Here is a 16,672-nt window from a genome sequence, read left to right on the forward strand (position 1 = left end):
TCCCCCTCCTCCCAGCACCAGAATGCGAGCCCTACCCATGAGACCGACCCAGTCCGTCCTGCCTGCCGCCGTCGTGGCGACCGCCCTGCTGCTCTCCGCGTGCGGCGGCGGCTCGACCGCCTCGACCGGCGGTGGCAGCGACGACGCCGACCTCACGCCCGTCGCCGGCGGGACCCTGCGCTACGGCCTGCAGGCCGACCCGCAGTGCCTCGACCCGCGCCAGGGCGGCCTCACCGTGAGCCTCACGGTCACCCGCTCGGTGGTCGACAGCCTGCTCGACCAGGACCCGGAGACCGGCGACATCGAGCCGTGGCTCGCCGAGTCGTGGGAGGTCAACGAGGACGCATCGGAGTTCACCTACCACCTGCGCGACGACGTGACCTTCTCCGACGGGGAGCCCCTCACGGCAGAGCTCGTCAAGAAGAACTTCGACTCGATCGCCGACCTCGGCCCGCTCGCGGGCCTGCCGCTCCAGTACCTCACCGGGTACGAGGGCACGGAGGTCGTGGACGAGCACACCGCGAAGATCAGCTTCTCGGCGCCGAACGCCCAGTTCCTCCAGGCCAGCTCGAGCATGTCCCTCGGGCTGCTGTCCTCCGCGAGCCTCGACAAGACGCCCGAGGAGCTGTGCACCGGTGCCTACGCGGCCTCCGGGCCGTTCGTCATCGACAGCTACGAGCCGAGCACCAGCGTGGTCATCACGCGACGCGACGGCTACGACTGGGCTCCCGGACGTGCCGCGCACACCGGTGACGCGTACCTCGACCGGGTCGAGTTCTCGGTGATCCCCGAGGGCTCGGTGCGCACCGGGTCGCTCGTCTCCGGCCAGCTCGAGGTGATCGGCGACGTCCCCACCCAGGACCTTCCCCAGCTGCAGTCGGGCGACCAGTACCAGGTGGTCTCGCGGCCCAACCCCGGCAACGCCGGCGGGTTCCTCGTCAACACCACCCGCCCGGTCCTCGACGACCCCACGGTCCGTGAGGCGCTGCTGCTCGGCGTGGACCGGTCGCTCGTATCCTCGACGCTGTTCTTCGACGAGGCGCCGCCCGCCACGGCCGTGCTGTCGAGCTCGACGCCCGGGTGGAGCGACCTGAGCGACTCCCTCGCCTACGACGCCGACGCCGCCGCGGCAGCGCTCGAGGACGCCGGCTGGGTCGCCGGGTCCGACGGGGTCCGCGAGAAGGACGGCCAGCGGCTCACGATCGAGGCCACGTGGAACCCCGCGATCGGGTGGGGCAAGCAGGTCCTCGAGTTCGCCCAGCAGGACTACGCCAAGATCGGCGTCGAGCTGACCATCCGCACCATCACCCTGCCCGAGCTCAACCAGGTGCTCGGCGACCGCGACTACGACCTCTTCTACAACTCGCAGACCCGCCCCGACCCCGACGTGCTGTGGGGCAACTTCTCGCCCGCGAACCCGGCCAACCGCCACGGCGGCACGGACGACGAGCTCGCCGCGGTCCTCGACGAGCAGCGCACCACCACCGACCCGGCGGTCCGCTTCCCGCTCGTCGAGACGGCCCAGGAGCTCATCCTGGCCGACGGGTTCACGGTGCCGATCGTCGAGAGCGTGTCGATCCTCGGCGCCGCGTCGACCGTGCACGGCATCGACTGGGAGGCGTCGTCGAAGCCCGTCTTCTACGACATCTGGATCTCCCAGGGCTGAGACGCGAACCCTGCACCACCAGCACGATCCGGTCGGCAGGTCGGGGGGCGGAGCGACGGGAGCCACCGCGCCCGCCCCCTGACCCCGACCTACGCTGGCCGGACAGCCAGCCACCGCACGACCGACCACCGCACGACCGACCCGACGACGACAGGACCTCACCTCGTGACCTCGTTCCCCACGCTCGTCCCCGCCCGCAGCACCGAGACCGGAGGCTGGAGCGCCTCGCACGACGCCCCGGGCGCCGACGGCACCGCGCTGCTCGCCGTCCCGCGGTCCGGGGGGCAGCTGTTGCTGCTCACCGGCATCGAGCGCGGCATCGGGTCGAGCGGGCTGTGGCTGGACCGCGGGCAGCCCGGCGACGTGCGCCTCGTGCACCTGCGGGTGGTCGGGGACCGGGTGCTGCTCGTCCAGGACAACAAGCACTTCACGGTGGTGTCCGACGACCCCGCGGCGGTCCAGGCCGGCGACGACTCCTTCGCGCGGTCGGTCCTGTGGTCGGCGCCCGTGGTCGAGCACCGCGGCGACGGCACCGTCGTCGTGGACGCGGCGTCGCTCGCCACGAGCGACCTGCTCGCCGTGAGCGCACGGCTGGCGCGCGCGAAGCAGGGTGACCTGCGGCTCGACGCGGCACGGTCGTATCTCGTCTCGGCGACCACGGGGCCGGGCGGGCCGACGACGGCGGGCGGCACGTCGGGGGCGCGCAGCACGTCGGCGGCGGGCAGCACCTCGGGCGACAGCGAGCCCGCACGCACCCCCGGCTCGGTGGAGCTCTCGGCGGTGCTCACCTTCGCCGGGCGCGGCGAGGGGGCGCTGCTCGCCCAGGTGAGCCCGGACCCGGACGCGGTCTCGATCACGCAGCGCGTGAGCCTGGTCCCGCTGCCCGAGGGCTACGCACCCCGCACCTTCCACCCGGGCGCGGGCGGCTACGGCAAGGGCTTCGCGGACCACGCGCTGCCCGGCGGCCGCAGCGTCGACGTCCGGGTGCAGCCGCGCTTCCGGCTCGACAAGACCACGCCCGGGACGGCGCCCAGCACCGTCCACGACCCGATCGTGTTCCACGTGGACCCGGCGATCCCCGAGCCCTACCGCAGCGCCGTGATCGAGGGCGGCAGCTGGTGGGCCGAGGGCTTCGAGGCGGCCGGGTTCGTCGACGCGTACCGGGTCGAGGTGCGCGGCGAGGACGTCGACCCCTTCGCCGCCCGCACGTCGTCGCTGTGGTGGGTGCACCGCACCAACCGCGGATGGTCCCAGGGTGCCGCGCTCACCGACCCGCGCACCGGGGAGATCCTCTCCGGGCGCGTGCGTCTCGGGTCGCAGCGCATCCACCAGCTCACGCTGATCGCCGAGGCGCTCCTCGCGCCCTACGGCCACGTCGACGAGGCGCGCCGGCTCGCGGCGGTCGAGGAGCTCGTGCTCGCCCGGCTCCGGCAGCTCGCCGCCCACGAGATCGGCCACGCCCTGGGGTTCATGCACAACTACGCCTCGCACCAGCACCCGCAGGCCTCCGTCATGGACTACCCGCACCCCCGCGTGCGGCTCGGCGACGACGGCGAGGTCGACGTGTCGGACGCCTACCCCGTCGGCCTCGGCCCGTGGGACGTCTTCGCCGTCCGGCACGCCTACCAGGACTTCGCGCCGGGCGAGGAGGCCGCGGGTCTCGAGTCCCTGCGGCGCGAGGCCACCGCGGCCGGCCTCACCTACCTCACCGACGACGACGGCCACCATGCCGAGGCCGCGTCGCCGGACGCCGTGCCGTGGGTGCACGGTGCGGAGCCGGTGGGCTCGCTCGAGAACCTGCTGCAGGTCCGGGCCAAGGCCCTGCGGGCCTTCTCCCCGGGCGTCGTGGCTCCCGACCGTCAGGCCGGGGAGATCGAGGAGCGGCTCGTGCCGCTCTACCTGCTGCACCGCTACCAGGTGCCAGCCGTCGCCCGGCTGCTCGGTGGCGTGGAGTACGCCTACACGCTGGCCGGCGAGGCGGCGACGGGCAACCGCGTGGTCCCCGGCTCCGAGCAGAGGCGAGCGCTGTCCGTGCTGACCGACCTGCTCTCGCCCCAGGTGCTCGCGCTGCCGTCGTCCGTGCTGCGGACCGTCGTGCCGCCGGCCATCCGGTACGAGCGCACGGCCGAGTACCTCACGCCTCGCCGCGGCCTCGTCTTCGACCCCTTCACCGCGGTCGGAGCCGGCGCCGGGCTCGTCGCCGAACAGCTCTTCGCGCCCGGGCGGCTCAACCGCGTCGCGTGGCAGGCGGCCGAGGGGACATCGGCACAGGGCGGGTCGGGTCAGGGCACAGCGGCTGGGAGCGCGGCTGCGGGGGGAGCCGACGACGTGCCGACGGTCGCGGAGGTCGTCGCGACCGTCCTCGACGCGGCCTGGGACGCGCCCGGCACCGGCGACGCGCTCACCGAGGCCGTCCGGCAGGCGACCGCGTGGACCGTGCTCCAGCACCTCGTCGCGACGCTCGCCGGGGGCGGGCTGCACCTGCCGGTCGCCGCGACCGTGACGACTTCGCTGGCCGACGCCGTCGACCGGCTGGAGGACAGGCTCGACGCGGCGCCCGAGGCTGCGGGCTCAGGCGCCGCGGGCGCGGGGTCTGCGGGCTGGGCGACCGACCGTGGCTGGGACCACCTCGTGCGGACCGCACGGCTCGCCGCGACGGACGCGTCGGCGGTCGACCTCGGCCCGCTGCCGGTGATCCCGCCCGGGGCACCGATCTGAGGAGCCGCTGGGCTGAGGAGACGTCGGTCCGACAAGACCGGGAGAGGTTCGCGGGTGGGCAGAGCCGGGCTGGGCTGGGCTGGGATCGGCTGCCGGAGCCCGCTCAGCCTCGGGTGACCCGTCGGACCAGGTCCTCCCAGGCGTCGGCCAGGCGATCGAGGTCGATCTGCAGGTCCCGGGTCTCGAAGAGCACGAGGGCAGCGTCGAGAGAGGAGAGCATCGTGAGCGTGAGGACCTGGAGGTCGCCGTCGACACCGGCCTGCCCGAGGAGCATCTGCACGTGCATCGCGGACGCGGCGTGCGCCGGTGCGGCGTACCGCAGCGCGGACTCGGACTCGACGCTGCGCAAGATGTCGCCCTGGACCGTCACCAGCCGCAGCCGCTCGCGCCCGAAGGCCACGAGACGGTCGACAGGGTCCGCGCCAGGCCCGAGCGGGGCCGGGCCGGAGAGGAACCCGTGCTGGAACTGCAGCTCGCTGTCGTTGAGCAGGTCGTGGAGCAGGCCGGCGCGGGACCCGAACCGTCGGAAGATCGTGCCCTTGCCGAGGCCTGCGGCACGGGCGAGCCCGTCCATGGTGAGCGCGTCGACGCCGACCTCGTCGACGATGGCGCGGGCCGTGACGAGCAGGTGCTCGCGGTTGCGGGCGGCGTCGGCACGCTCGCAGGCCGCGGTGCTCGCCGGCGCGGGGAAGCCCAGGGACGTCATCGCGGGCCTCCTCACCTGGTCGACGGTCGTGCGCTCCGACGAGCCTATCGTCGCGCTCGCGGGGCTGAAGACCTCCGACCGGGTGAGACGCACGTCACGCTGCTAAACGGACCACGGTCCGCTTATGCTGGTCGAGCGGTCACCGCACCGCACGCACACTTCGCAGGCCACCGGGCGAGCACACGACCCTCGCACGGACGCCCTGCACGCACACAGCACCTGAGCACCTCCGAGCACCACCCCCCGAACCCCGTGAGGACATCCCATGTCAGACGTCTCCATCCTCGTCCTGGTCGGCAGCCTGCGCTCCGGCTCGAAGAACCGTGAGCTCGCCGAGGCCGCGGTCGACCTCGCCCCCGAGGGCACCACGCTCACGATCTTCGAGGGCTTGGCCGACCTCCCCTTCTACAACGAGGACATCGACCTCCCGGACTCGGCCCCCGCCGGCGCCACCGCGTTCCGCGAGGCGCTCGCCGCCGCCGACGCCGTCCTCGCCGTCTCCCCCGAGCACAACGGCACCATCCCCGCCGTGCTCAAGAACGCCATCGACTGGGCCTCGCGCCCCTTCGGCGCGAGCGCCATCTCCGGCAAGCCCGTCGCCGTCGTCGGCAGCGCCTACGGCCAGTTCGGCGGCGTGTGGGCCCACGACGAGGCCCGCAAGGCCTTCGGCATCGCCGGCGCGAACGTCCTCGGCGACATCACGCTCTCCATCCCCGGCTCGGTCGTCCGCTTCGCCGAGACGCATCCGCGCGACGACTCCGAGGTCGTCGAGCAGCTGACGGCCGTCCTCGCCGCGACCGTCTCGGCCGCCCGCGAGGCCGTCGCCGCCTGACGCACGACGCACACGGGCTCGCGCGGACGCGCGGGTCTGCACGTGAAGGCCGCACCGACACCCGTCGGTGCGGCCTTCACGTGCTCGGCTCGCACCTCTCGTCGAGGCCAGCACCGCGGCCTTCGCCTCAGCGCGCGACGATCTCCCATCGCGCCAACGCGTCGGCCACCTGCCGCAGGAACGGGTCGACGGCATCGGCGGCGTAGACCTCACGCCACCGCGTCAACGGGAAGTCTGCGCTGCGCACCTCGGACGACGTGACCGTCGCGGCAGCGGCGGTCCCACCCTCCTCGTAGTGCCGGAAGGCGACGACGCACCGGTCGAGCAGGGTGTCGACGTCGACGCACGCATAGCCGTGCCGGAACTTCATCGCCGGGAACCGGGCCCCCACCACGTCGTCAGCAGATGTCATCGTCACACCGTAGGCGATGACGCCGCGTCTTCTGCTCTCCGTCAGCGCTGCTCATCGATGTGCAGGCACGGGACGGGCTCAGCGGTTACCCCGCACGCCTCAGCCCATCGGTCTCAGGGCAGGACGTGCTCGGCCCGGTACCTGTCCAGGACGGCGAGCAGCGCGCGCTCGGTGCTCACGTAACCGGTGTACCCGGCGAGGCGAGAGCGCGTCATGTCCGCGAGCATGTCGCCCTCACGACCGAGGTCGCCGTCCGTGTGCCACCACGAGGCGACCCGCGAGAGGTCCGGCTCGACGAGGCCGTGCTCGGCGACGAGGCGCTCCCAGACCGGGGCCGCGTCGGCCATCTGCACCTCGAGGGTCGCCGGCTCGTCGCCGGGTCCCTGCGGCTCGACTCCCAGGTGGGCCGCGAGCGCGGGCCACAGCCTGCGCCACCGGACCTGGTCGCCGTCGACGATGTTGAAGGCGGTGTCCGCGGCACCCGGGGTGGTCGCCGCCCACAGCTGGTGGTCGGCGAGGAGCGCCGCGTCGGTGAGGTCGACGAGGGAGCTCCACGCGCTCACGGAGCCGGGGAACACGAAGGGCCGGCCGGTGGCACGGACGACCGCGGCGTAGGCGCCGAGGGTCGACGCGAGGTTCATGGCGTTGCCCACGGCGTGCCCGATCACGGTGTGCGCGCGGTGCACGGACCAGGTGAAACCGTGCTCGGTGGCGGCAGCGGAGAGCTCGTCCTCCTGGGCGTAGTAGAAGTTCTCGACCGGGCGGCGCTCGGCGTCCTCGAGGAACGGGGTGTCGGGCAGCTCGCCGACGCCGTAGGCCTCGAACGGGCCGAGGTAGTGCTTGAGGCCGGTGACGAGCGTGACGTGGGACAGCGTGCCCTGCGGGCCGAGGACGGCGAGCAGGTCGCGGACCATGCCGCCGTTGACACGGATGTTCTCCGCCTCGGTGTCCTGCCGCGCCCAGGCCGTGATGAACACGTGGGTGGGGCGCAGGTCGCCGAGCGCCTCCTGGAGGCTGCCCCGCGAGGTGAGGTCCGCAGCGACGTGCCCGGCGCCCGCGACGTCGACCGGCCGCCGCGACAGACCGGTGGTCTGCCAGCCGGCAGCGACGAGCTGCTCGACGAGCGCCGAGCCGGCGATGCCGGTGGCGCCGACGACCAGCGCGTGCGCGCCCTCGGGCGGGGTACGCACCGGGGTGGGGGCGCGGTCGGGAGAGGTGGTCGCGGGGGTGGGCGTCACGGGGGTGGGCGTCGCGTGGGTGGGCACAGAGGCCTCCAGTCGGTGGTGGTCCAGCGGTCGGTCAGCAGTCGGTCAGCGGTCGCCGGTGAGGAACAGGCCGAGCAGGCACAGCAGGCCGACGATCGTGGTCCCCCACATCAGCGGCCGCATCCTGCGGCGCATCGCCTCGCCCGCAGCGCCCTCTGCGCCCCAGCCGCCGCGCTTCGTGACGGTCAGCTGGAGGGCCAGGAGGGCGACGACGGACAGGACCCACCCGACGCTCAGCAGTATCTCGTTCATCGTCTCCATGGTCGTGGCGGTCCCGACCGGTCGCATCCTGGGGCGACGTGCCGTCGGGCACAGGAGAGCAGCAGCCGCAGCGGCGGCGGGTCGTCGGTGGCAGCGCTCTCCCGCATCGGGAGGCGTCGTCCAGCGCAGCGCGTCGTCTCAGCCTCCGAGAATCTGCCGTGACCGCTAGGTGGCCGTGGTCGTGCGCCTAGGGTGGCCAGAGACCTTCCGGGGCGCGGACCGCGTGCCCGGTCGCTGCACGCCCCGCCGACGCCCCCCCGCCGACGCACGCCGAGAGCAGGAGCCCGATGACCGACCGCACCGCCCCTCGTCCGCCGCAGCCGAGCCGCGCCTACCTCGAGGCTCTCGACGCGACGACCCGCCGCAGGGCCGCGGCCTTCGTGCCGCTGGTCTCGGGGCACTCTGGCTCACCCGCCGACGTCCGCGAGCGCGTCCTCGCACGGGCCGCGACGCAGGAGGACGACGTCGTCGCGCTGGCCCACGAGGTGTTCGAGCACGCCGAGGAGGCCTTCGAGGAGGTGCAGAGCGTCGCGGCGCTCGCCGCGCTCCTGCGCGAGCACGGGCACGCGGTGGAGGTCGGGACGCACGGACTCAGCACGTCGCTGCGCGCGAGCGCCGGGCAGACGGACGGTCCGACGGTCGCGATCGTCGCGGAGTACGACGCGCTGCCGGAGATCGGCCACGCCTGCGGGCACCACATCATCGCGGCGGCCGCGACGGGCGCGTTCCTGGCGCTCGCCCAGGAAGACCTGCCGGGTCGTGTGCTGCTGCTCGGCACCCCTGCGGAAGAGGGCAACAGCGGCAAGGAGATCCTCGCGCGGGCCGGGTTCTTCGACGGGGTCGACGCCGCGATCATGGTCCACCCCTTCGGGTACGACGTGGTCGACCAGCCGTTCCTCGGGCGCCGCCAGCTCGTGGTGCGGTACACCGGGGTCGCGGCGCACGCGTCGGCCCAGCCGTTCATGGGGCGCAACGCCCTCGACGCGGTAGCGCTCAACTACCAGGCCGTGGGGCTGCTGCGGCAGTACCTGCCGCCGAGCGACCGGGTGCACGGGGTGGTCCGCGAGGGTGGGACGCGCCCGTCGATCGTCACCGAGACGGCGGTCGTCGAGTACTACGTGCGCTCTGCCGAGGCGTCGACGCTCAAGGACCTCTCGGCGCGTCTCGAGGACATCGCGCACGGCGTCGCGCAGGCGACGGGGACCGTCGCCGAGCTCGCGTGGGACCCGGTGCCGTACACCTTGCCGCTGCGCACCAACGGGCCGCTCGCGGCCCGCTGGGCCGAGCACCAGGCCGGGCGCGGGCGCACCGCGCTCGCCGGTGGCGTGGTGCCCGCCGAGCTCGCGGCGTCGACGGACTTCGGCAACGTGAGCGTCCGCATCCCGTCGATCCACCCGATGATCGCGGTGAGCGACCCCGAGATCGCGCTGCACACCCGCGAGTTCGCGGCCGCCGGAGCCACGGAGGCTGGTGACCGCGCTGCCCTCGACGGGGCGGTGGGCCTCGCGCTCACCGCGCTCGACTGGTTGTACGACCCGGCGCTGCGGGCGGACGTCCGGGAGGACTTCGAGGCCGCCGGTGGCGTCGTGGACGTCGCGGGGTACTTCGCATGAGCGCCGCAGCAGCGTCGGCCGCGACGCCCGTCGTCCACGCGGTCCACGAGAACCCGGAGTGGTTCGGTGTGTTCGCCGAGGCCCTCGAGGCCGAGGGCGTCCCGTACCGGGAGCTCGTGCTGACCGGTGGCGTGCTCGACCTCGACGACCCGCCGCCGCCCGGCGTCGTGTGGTCGCGGTTCAGCGCGTCGTCGCACACCCGCGGGCACGGGCTGTCCAAGGAGCACACGCGGGCGGTCCTCGCGTGGGCCGAGGGGGCGGGCCGCCGGGTCGTCAACGGGCGCGCTGTGCTGGAGCTCGAGGTGTCCAAGGTCCTCCAGCTGAGCGCGCTGCGCGCCGCCGGGATCGACGTCCCCCGCACCCGCGTGGTCGTCGGCACCGAGCACCTGCTCGCCGCCGCGCAGGACTTCCCGACGCCCTTCGTCACCAAGCACAACCAGGGCGGCAAGGGCCTGGGCGTGCAGCGCTTCGACCACGTCGACGAGCTCGCCGCGGTGCTCGCGGCCGGGGACTTCGAGGAGCCCGTCGACGGCGTGACGCTGCTCCAGGAGTACGTGCAGCCGCGCGACGGGTCGATCACCCGCGTGGAGATCGTCGGCGGCGAGCACCTCTACTCGGTGCGGGCCGACACCCTGCGCGGCGGGTTCCAGCTGTGCCCGGCGGACGCGTGCGCCGTCGACCCGACGACGGGGCGCCCTGTGCTGCCGCCCGGCGCGACGCTCGCGCCGGAGCCCGGGGTGTCGTTGTTCTCGCTGCGCGAGGAACTCGACCCGGGGATCGTCGAGAAGTACCTCGCGTTCACGCGGGCGCACGGCATCGAGATCGCGGGGATCGAGCTCATCGAGTCCGCCGACGGGCGCGTGCTCACCTACGACGTCAACACGAACACGAACTACAACCCGCAGGTCGAGGCGGCCGCTCCGCGCAGCGGGCCGCGTGAGGTGGCGCGGTACCTCGGGAGGTTGCTGGAGGAGGAGCGGGCGCGCGGCTGAGGAGGGATCTGTGCACGTCGTCGCGCCTTGCTTACACTTCTGGCGGAAGTGTAAGCAAGGCAGCCGCTTGATAGCACTTCCGAGTTCCGAGGCCCGGCCGCCGACGGTTCGACCTACAGGTTCAGCACGTACTGCCGGCAGACGTAGACCCTGCTGAACTCCGCGCGCAGCTGTGCCTCCATCTCGAGCGGAGCGTGGGCGAAGGCGCGCACAGGCGTGGACAGCCCTTCCGGCGAGCGGAACCCTCGTGGGTCGTCGCCACCCTCCTTGTGGACATGCACGTACCGGTAGCGCTCGACGAAGCCCTGGGCCTGGTACCAACCGTTGGCCGCGGCGTCCTCTCGCGTCCAGGCGTCGAGGGACCCGAGACCCTGCGCACGGAGGCGCCCCACCGCGACCGCGAGCATCGCCGCGCCGATACCGCTGCGTGCGTGGTCCGGGTGGACGGCAAGGGTGTCGATGGTCGCCTCGGCCGCGTCGACCTCGACGTCGACGTCGAGGATGCCGACCACCTCCTCCCCCTCCGGCGACGGGGAGACGGCCACCAGCCCGACAGACCGCTCCTCCAGGGGAGCCCTCCGAGGGCGCACGTCGTCGTAGTACTGAGTACTGAGTACTGAGGAAGGAGAGCACCCGGCACCGCAGCCAGCCACGCTCGTCGGCGCTCTCGTAGTCACGGACGTGAAAGGGCGCAGGAGGCTTCGGTGTACTGCTGTTCTGCTGGGTCGTCCGCATGGCTCGGGTCCGTCCGTCGTCTGGGTGTGCTGCAGGGCCCGGCGTGATCGGCCGGGGTCACTCGCAGATCGCTCATCTCGACGACATGAGCACCATGCTGGCGTGAGACAGGGGTCGTGTCATGCCTTTTGATGCCGCTCTAGTCCTGCGCCGTGCCAGCTCCGTCGCTCGAGGGCCTGGCACGAAGTCGGCACATCCGGTACTATCAGACCAATAGACCCCCTCCCAAGCCTCTCGACGATGCTCACATGGGAGGGGCCTTTTTTTCTTCGCGGGGGGCGGATGAAACCAGGTCTGACGGTGGAGCAGCAGGTTGCGCTCCTCGCCCAGCGCGATCTCGTCATCGACGACGAGGCTGCCTGCAGGACGTTCCTCGTCTCGTGCAACTACTACCGGCTCTCTGGCTACGCTCGATACTTCCAGCGCGCCCCGCACCTCGGCGACGACACGTTCAAGCCAGGAACGACCTTCGAGGACGTCCGCGCTGCCTACGTCGCCGACGAGGCACTGCGTGAGGCCCTCGGCAAGTCTCTCGCTCGTGTCGAGCTCATGCTGCGGACGCACGTAGCACGCGTGATCGCCGACGCGCACGGACCCTACGGGAGCTTCCTCGAGGAGCGCTTCTACACCGACGTCGGCGACGCCGAGCCGACAGTCGAGTCGCTCCTCCGCGACATCAGGCGAAGCAAGGACCGTCACATCCTGCGATATCTGGACGGCGACGACTTCAGCAGGCTCCCCGTATGGTCCGCCGTAGAGGCCTGGTCCTTCGGGACCTTGTCTCGAGCGGTCGAGCGAGGAGCGAGAGGGTCTCTCTCCGACTCCGTGGCCACCAGCGCCGGGATCGCAAAGGCCGGGTTCGCCTACCGCGTCAGATCTCTGGTCTACCTCCGCAACCGGTGCGCCCATCACAGCCGCCTGTGGCACCACTCAGTCCTCGACGCGGGGCCGACACCGAACAACGTCCGGAAGAAGGCGAAACGACTCGCAGGACAGTTCGAGCCGCGCTCCGTCCTCGACGTCGTCGCCTCGCTGGACGACATGGCCTCGCGCGGGAACGCCGCCGACCCCGTGCTCCCTCTGCTCCTGGAACGCCACACTCGGGACTCCGTGTTCTGGAAGGGTCTGGCCCGTCCGCAGAGCCCGCGAGACCACAGCGCCTGAGCACCGGCATCGCCGAGGCGACTCCGTCAGCCGAGGGCAGACAGCAGCGGGAACCAGTGCCGCTCGGTGAGCGGAGAACCGGGGCCGCGCGTGTCGACCCACTGTCCCTCGACGGCGGGGACGCCCGTCGTCTCCCAGACCACGAAGTGCGCGAGCGGGACGGGCCAGCCGTAGCCCGGGACGCCCTCCGCGAACACGTTCCGCACGAATCCCACCGGCGCCAGGGGCGCGGCCTGGCCGAGGACGTCGTGAGCGAGGCGCTCCGCCGTGGCGCGCCCGTCAGGGTCGGAGGGCTCGACCGCGCGGGTCGGCAGGTCGAGGGCGGCCGTCTGCTCCCGGGGGACGCAGAAGACCTCGGTCCCGCGACGCAGCAGCAGCCGTACGAGGCAGGCCGGGGTCGGAGCGGTGGAAGAGCGCACCACCTCGGCGCGCGACCCGGGCGGCAGCCAGGGGGCGTCGGGGGTCGACCGGACCAGGACGTCGCTCTCGGAGGGCATGGTCCCACCCTAGGCCGACCAGCCCCGCGCTTATCTACCGATCGGTAGGTAAGATGGTGCGTGTCCGACGAAAGACACAGCCGACGGGCACACCAGCGCCCGCGGCGGACGCGCGACGAAGGGTGACCACGGTGGACCAGCTGTTGTTCGGTGCGGCGTACTACGACGAGTACATGCCGACCGACCGGATCGACACGGACGTCGAGATGATGAAGGCCGCGGGCATCACCGTGGTGCGCATCGCCGAGTCCACCTGGAGCTCCCTCGAGCCCCAGCCGGGCGTCTTCGACTTCACGCACGTGGACCGCGCGCTCGACGCCTTCGAGGCCGCCGGCATCCACGTGATCGTCGGGACCCCGACCTACGCGGTGCCCGCGTGGCTGGTGCAGTCGTACCCCGAGGTCCTCGCGGTGACCAACAACGGCGAGGGTCGCTACGGCGCCCGCCAGATCATGAACATCACCAGCCCGACGTACCGGTTCCACGCCGAGCGCGTCATCCGCCGCCTCATGGAGCGCACCGCGCACCGCCCGGGCGTCATCGGGTTCCAGGTCGACAACGAGACCAAGTACTACGAGGCCGCCTCCCACGACGTGCAGCGCGGGTTCGTCAAGTACCTGCGCGCGGAGTTCGACGACGACCTCGGCGCGCTCAACGACGCCTTCGGCCTCGCCTACTGGTCCAACCGCATCGACGCGTGGGAGGACTTCCCCGACGTGCGCGGCACGATCAACGGCTCGCTCGGCGCGGAGTTCGCCAAGTACCGGCGTCGCCTCGTCGAGGAGTTCCTCGGCTGGCAGGCCGGGATCGTCCGCGAGTACTCGCGCGACGACCAGTTCGTCACGCAGAACTTCGACTTCGACTGGTCCCCCGGGTGGTCCTACGGGCTCCAGCCCTCCGTCGACCACTTCAAGGCCGCCGCGACCGTCGACGTCGCCGGGGTGGACATCTACCACCCGACCCAGTCGCGCCTCACCGGCAAGGAGATCGCCTTCGGCGGCGACATGACCCGTTCGATCAAGGGCGGTGACAACTACCTCGTCCTCGAGACCCAGGCGCAGGGCCAGGTCGGCTGGCTCCCCTACCCCGGGCAGCTGCGCCTCCAGGCGTACAGCCACCTGGCCAGCGGCGCCGACGGACTCATGTACTGGCACTGGCACTCGATCCACAACTCCTTCGAGACCTACTGGAAGGGCCTGCTCAGCCACGACCTCGAGACCAACCCGACCTACGAGGAGGCCGGCGTCTTCGGGCGCGAGGCCGCCGCCGCGGGTGACGCGCTGCTGCACCTGCGCAAGTCCAACAGGGTCGCGATCATGGTGAGCAACGAGGCGCTCACCGCGCTCCAGTGGTTCACCGTCGAGACCGGGTTCATCGACGGGGTCTTCGGCAGCTCGATCGGCTACAACGACGTGCTCCGCTGGGTCTACGACGCGCTCTTCGAGCTCAACGTCGAGGTGGACTTCGTGTCGGCCGACGACCCGGACCTCGGCCGGTACGCGCTGGTCGTCGCCCCCGCGCTCTACTCGGCGCCAGAGTCGACCATCACCCGTCTGCGCGAGCACGTCGAGGCCGGCGGCCACCTGGTCACCACCTTCCGCACCGCGGTCGCCGACGAGCACGTCACCGTGTGGCACGACCGCGCACCGCACGGGCTCACCGGCACGCTGGGGGTCACCTACAACCAGTTCACGCGGCCCGACGGCGTCGGGCTCACGCTCCACGGAGACCTCGCGGAGGCCGCCACCACGCAGGGAGTCGAGGACGCACCGCAGGCGCAGCGCTTCATGGAGCTGCTCACCACCGAGGGCGCCGAGGTGCTCGCCGCGTACGACCACCCCGCCTACGGGGAGTACGCGGCGGTCACCCGTCAGCGGTCGGACTCGGGGTCGGGTGCTGGATCCGCGCTGCACCTCGGGACCATGACCTCCCCCGAGCTCGTCCGCGCCACCCTCGCCGTCGCCGTCCGCGACGCCGGGGTGTGGGACTGGCCGCAGGAGCTCGCCGGGACCGTCAGCGTCCGGCGCGGGACCAACGCCCGCGGCCGGGAGCTCACCTACCTGCTCAACTACTCAGCCGAGCCGGTGACCCTCGACAGCCCTGTCGCCGGGCGGTCGGTGCTCGGTGACGTAGAGGTCGCAGTCGGCGAGACGCTGACGATCGGCGCCTGGGACCTGCTGGTGGTCGAGGGCGAGATCGGCTGAACCGCAGGCCGGTCGGCTGGCCAGGTCGGCCGGCCGGCTGGCCAGGTCGGTCGGCCGACCGGCCAGGTCGGCCGGCCGGCGAGGTCGTGAGTTCGGAGCGAGTTCGGCACTGATACGGCACGAACTCACTCCGAAGTCACGAACTCAGCAAGGTGCTGGTGGGCCCAGGCCACGGAGGCAGCACGACAGGGTGGTGGTGGCAGAGTGCGCCGCCACCACCCGACCCGGAGTGCCGCGAAACGGCTACGGCTCGACGACGAAGGTGTTGAGGGACCGCGCCTCGAGGGTCGCCGTGAAGCTCTTCGACTCGTCTCCGGGGACCGTGAAGGCGAACTCCTCGTCGCGGTCGAGGGCGTTCTGCACCACGACCACGATCGACCCGTCGGGGTTCTCGTACGCGGAGCCCTGCGCGCTGAACCGGCCCGTCACACCGAGCGGCACCGCCCCAGGGCGCACCGCGGAGGAGTAGTGCTTGAGCACGTAGTACTCGGGGTTGCGCGTGAAGGTGCGCGCCTGGGTGTCGACGGTGATGAGCGAGTTCTGCGGCCAGCCCCAGGTGCTCAGACCACCGGGCTCGAGCGCCATGTTCCAGTAGGTGTACCCGGTCGCCCCGTGCTGCAGGTAGTGGCGGACCAGGTGGAAGACGTACTCGGCCTCCTCCCAGTTGTTCTCGCCGAACCCGCACTCCGACTCGGTCTGCATGATCTCGAGCTCGGGCCACGCGTCGTGCGTGCGGGCGACCGCGTGCTGGCCGGCCCACTGGTAGCCGATCCCGGCGATGTGCTTGCGGGCGTCGTCGTCGAACAGGATGTTGTCGACGAAGCGCGCGTAGTTGGTGAGCGCCTGGCCGGTCGCGGTGAACTTCATGTCCTCCGGGCCGTTGAGGGTCCCGAGGAAGATCTTCGCCGTGAGACCTGCGGCCTCGAAGGCGGGGCCCATGTGGTCGCGGACGAAGACCCGCAGCTGCTCCGACGTCCACACGCACGACGGGAACTTCTGGTCGGCGAACACCTCGTTCTGGATGTGCACCTGGCTCACGGTGATGCCGCGCTCGGCGTAGGCCTGCACGAACCTCACGAAGTACTGCGCGTACGCGTCGAGGTTCTCCTGCGTCATGACGAGGGTGCCGGAGTTGTACGCGGGCGGGTTCTTCATCCACGTGGGAGGGCTCCACGGCGAGCAGTGCAGCACCATGTCGTCCTGGTAGCGCTGCGCCTGCCGGATGAACGGGATGACCATCTCCTCGTCGCGCTCGACGGAGAAGTGCTCGAGCGCATAGTCACCCGGCGTCTCGTCGTAGGAGTACCAGGACGCGGCGAAGTCGTTCGCGCCAACAGCGGACCTGTTGACACGGAAGTTGAGCTCGTCCGGGCTGAAGAGCTCGCGGTAGACCGTCTCCTGGTCCGCCGTGCTGAGCGCGCTGATCGCGCGGTAGCCGAGCTCGTTGAACGTCCCGCCGAAGCCGCGCAGCGTCTGACCGCGCGATCCGGTGAGGGCGAGCCCCCGGGCGTCGGACGCACCCGGGGTGGGTGCGCCCCGGTCTGCCCAGAGGGCGTCGGCGGTCGAAGCGGTCCACGTCGTGGTCACGAGAGTCTCCTGGCTGGTGG

At 72.0% G+C, this 16,672-nt stretch carries 14 protein-coding genes; 7 read left to right on the forward strand and 7 right to left on the reverse strand.

Going from position 1 to position 16,672, the window contains the following annotated elements:
* The first annotated feature begins 37 nt into the window (after positions 1-37).
* Together SKED_RS16895 and SKED_RS16900 are read left to right on the forward strand one after the other, a co-directional pair.
* Complete coding sequence (locus SKED_RS16895; RefSeq protein ID WP_012868397.1) at positions 38-1,666, forward strand: ABC transporter substrate-binding protein; 1,629 nt, start codon at positions 38-40, stop codon at positions 1,664-1,666.
* A gap of 165 nt (positions 1,667-1,831) precedes the next feature.
* Positions 1,832-4,384 carry a zinc-dependent metalloprotease gene (locus SKED_RS16900; protein ID WP_012868398.1) on the forward strand — a complete coding sequence of 851 codons (2,553 nt, stop codon included), beginning with the start codon at positions 1,832-1,834 and terminating at the stop codon, positions 4,382-4,384.
* 103 nt (positions 4,385-4,487) lie between these two features.
* Here SKED_RS16900 and SKED_RS16905 read toward each other — a convergent pair whose 3' ends face one another.
* Positions 4,488-5,090 carry a TetR/AcrR family transcriptional regulator gene (locus SKED_RS16905; RefSeq protein WP_012868399.1) on the reverse strand — a complete coding sequence of 201 codons (603 nt, stop codon included), beginning with the start codon at positions 5,088-5,090 and terminating at the stop codon, positions 4,488-4,490.
* A gap of 265 nt (positions 5,091-5,355) precedes the next feature.
* On the opposite strand from SKED_RS16905, the gene SKED_RS16910 reads away from it, so the two are divergent.
* Positions 5,356-5,922, forward strand: a complete 567-nt coding sequence (locus SKED_RS16910; protein WP_012868401.1) for an NAD(P)H-dependent oxidoreductase — start codon at positions 5,356-5,358, stop codon at positions 5,920-5,922.
* A gap of 127 nt (positions 5,923-6,049) precedes the next feature.
* Here the strand turns inward: SKED_RS16910 and SKED_RS16915 are convergent, their stop codons facing one another.
* From SKED_RS16915 to SKED_RS16925, 3 genes are all read right to left on the reverse strand, one after another.
* Positions 6,050-6,334, reverse strand: coding sequence for a DivIVA domain-containing protein (locus tag SKED_RS16915; RefSeq protein ID WP_143755816.1), 285 nt, complete (start codon positions 6,332-6,334; stop codon positions 6,050-6,052).
* A gap of 113 nt (positions 6,335-6,447) precedes the next feature.
* Positions 6,448-7,524: an SDR family oxidoreductase gene (locus SKED_RS16920; RefSeq protein WP_012868403.1), complete on the reverse strand. Its 1,077-nt coding sequence runs from the start codon at positions 7,522-7,524 to the stop codon at positions 6,448-6,450.
* Positions 7,525-7,644: 120 nt separating this feature from the next.
* The gene (locus SKED_RS16925; RefSeq protein ID WP_143755818.1) at positions 7,645-7,851 is read right to left on the reverse strand and encodes a hypothetical protein; all 207 of its coding nucleotides are present in this window, start codon (positions 7,849-7,851) and stop codon (positions 7,645-7,647) included.
* 296 nt (positions 7,852-8,147) lie between these two features.
* Here SKED_RS16925 and SKED_RS16930 point away from each other — a divergent pair, with 296 nt between their 5' ends.
* Positions 8,148-9,473 carry an amidohydrolase gene (locus SKED_RS16930; protein WP_012868404.1) on the forward strand — a complete coding sequence of 442 codons (1,326 nt, stop codon included), beginning with the start codon at positions 8,148-8,150 and terminating at the stop codon, positions 9,471-9,473.
* On the forward strand, positions 9,470-10,465 hold the full coding sequence (locus SKED_RS16935) for an ATP-grasp domain-containing protein (protein ID WP_012868405.1): 996 nt from the start codon (positions 9,470-9,472) through the stop codon (positions 10,463-10,465). Before SKED_RS16930 ends, SKED_RS16935 begins: the two co-directional genes overlap by 4 nt.
* A gap of 113 nt (positions 10,466-10,578) precedes the next feature.
* Here SKED_RS16935 and SKED_RS16940 read toward each other — a convergent pair whose 3' ends face one another.
* A complete protein-coding gene (locus tag SKED_RS16940) occupies positions 10,579-11,010 on the reverse strand; it encodes a GNAT family N-acetyltransferase (protein WP_245534584.1) in 432 nt (143 codons plus the stop codon).
* A gap of 430 nt (positions 11,011-11,440) precedes the next feature.
* Between SKED_RS16940 and SKED_RS16945 the strand changes: the two genes are divergently transcribed.
* Positions 11,441-12,364, forward strand: a complete 924-nt coding sequence (locus SKED_RS16945; RefSeq protein ID WP_245534585.1) for an Abi family protein — start codon at positions 11,441-11,443, stop codon at positions 12,362-12,364.
* A gap of 26 nt (positions 12,365-12,390) precedes the next feature.
* Here the strand turns inward: SKED_RS16945 and SKED_RS16950 are convergent, their stop codons facing one another.
* Positions 12,391-12,861: a hypothetical protein gene (locus SKED_RS16950; RefSeq protein WP_012868408.1), complete on the reverse strand. Its 471-nt coding sequence runs from the start codon at positions 12,859-12,861 to the stop codon at positions 12,391-12,393.
* 131 nt (positions 12,862-12,992) lie between these two features.
* Here SKED_RS16950 and SKED_RS16955 point away from each other — a divergent pair, with 131 nt between their 5' ends.
* Positions 12,993-15,065 (forward strand): beta-galactosidase, encoded by a 2,073-nt coding sequence (locus SKED_RS16955; RefSeq protein WP_217167908.1) that lies wholly within the window; start codon positions 12,993-12,995, stop codon positions 15,063-15,065.
* A gap of 243 nt (positions 15,066-15,308) precedes the next feature.
* On the opposite strand, the gene SKED_RS16960 is transcribed toward SKED_RS16955, so the two are convergent.
* Positions 15,309-16,652 carry a glycoside hydrolase family 30 protein gene (locus SKED_RS16960; protein ID WP_012868410.1) on the reverse strand — a complete coding sequence of 448 codons (1,344 nt, stop codon included), beginning with the start codon at positions 16,650-16,652 and terminating at the stop codon, positions 15,309-15,311.
* Positions 16,653-16,672: the final 20 nt, after the last annotated feature.

This window comes from Sanguibacter keddieii DSM 10542 (assembly GCF_000024925.1).
In the GTDB taxonomy this organism is placed as follows: Bacteria; Actinomycetota; Actinomycetes; order Actinomycetales; family Cellulomonadaceae; genus Sanguibacter; species Sanguibacter keddieii.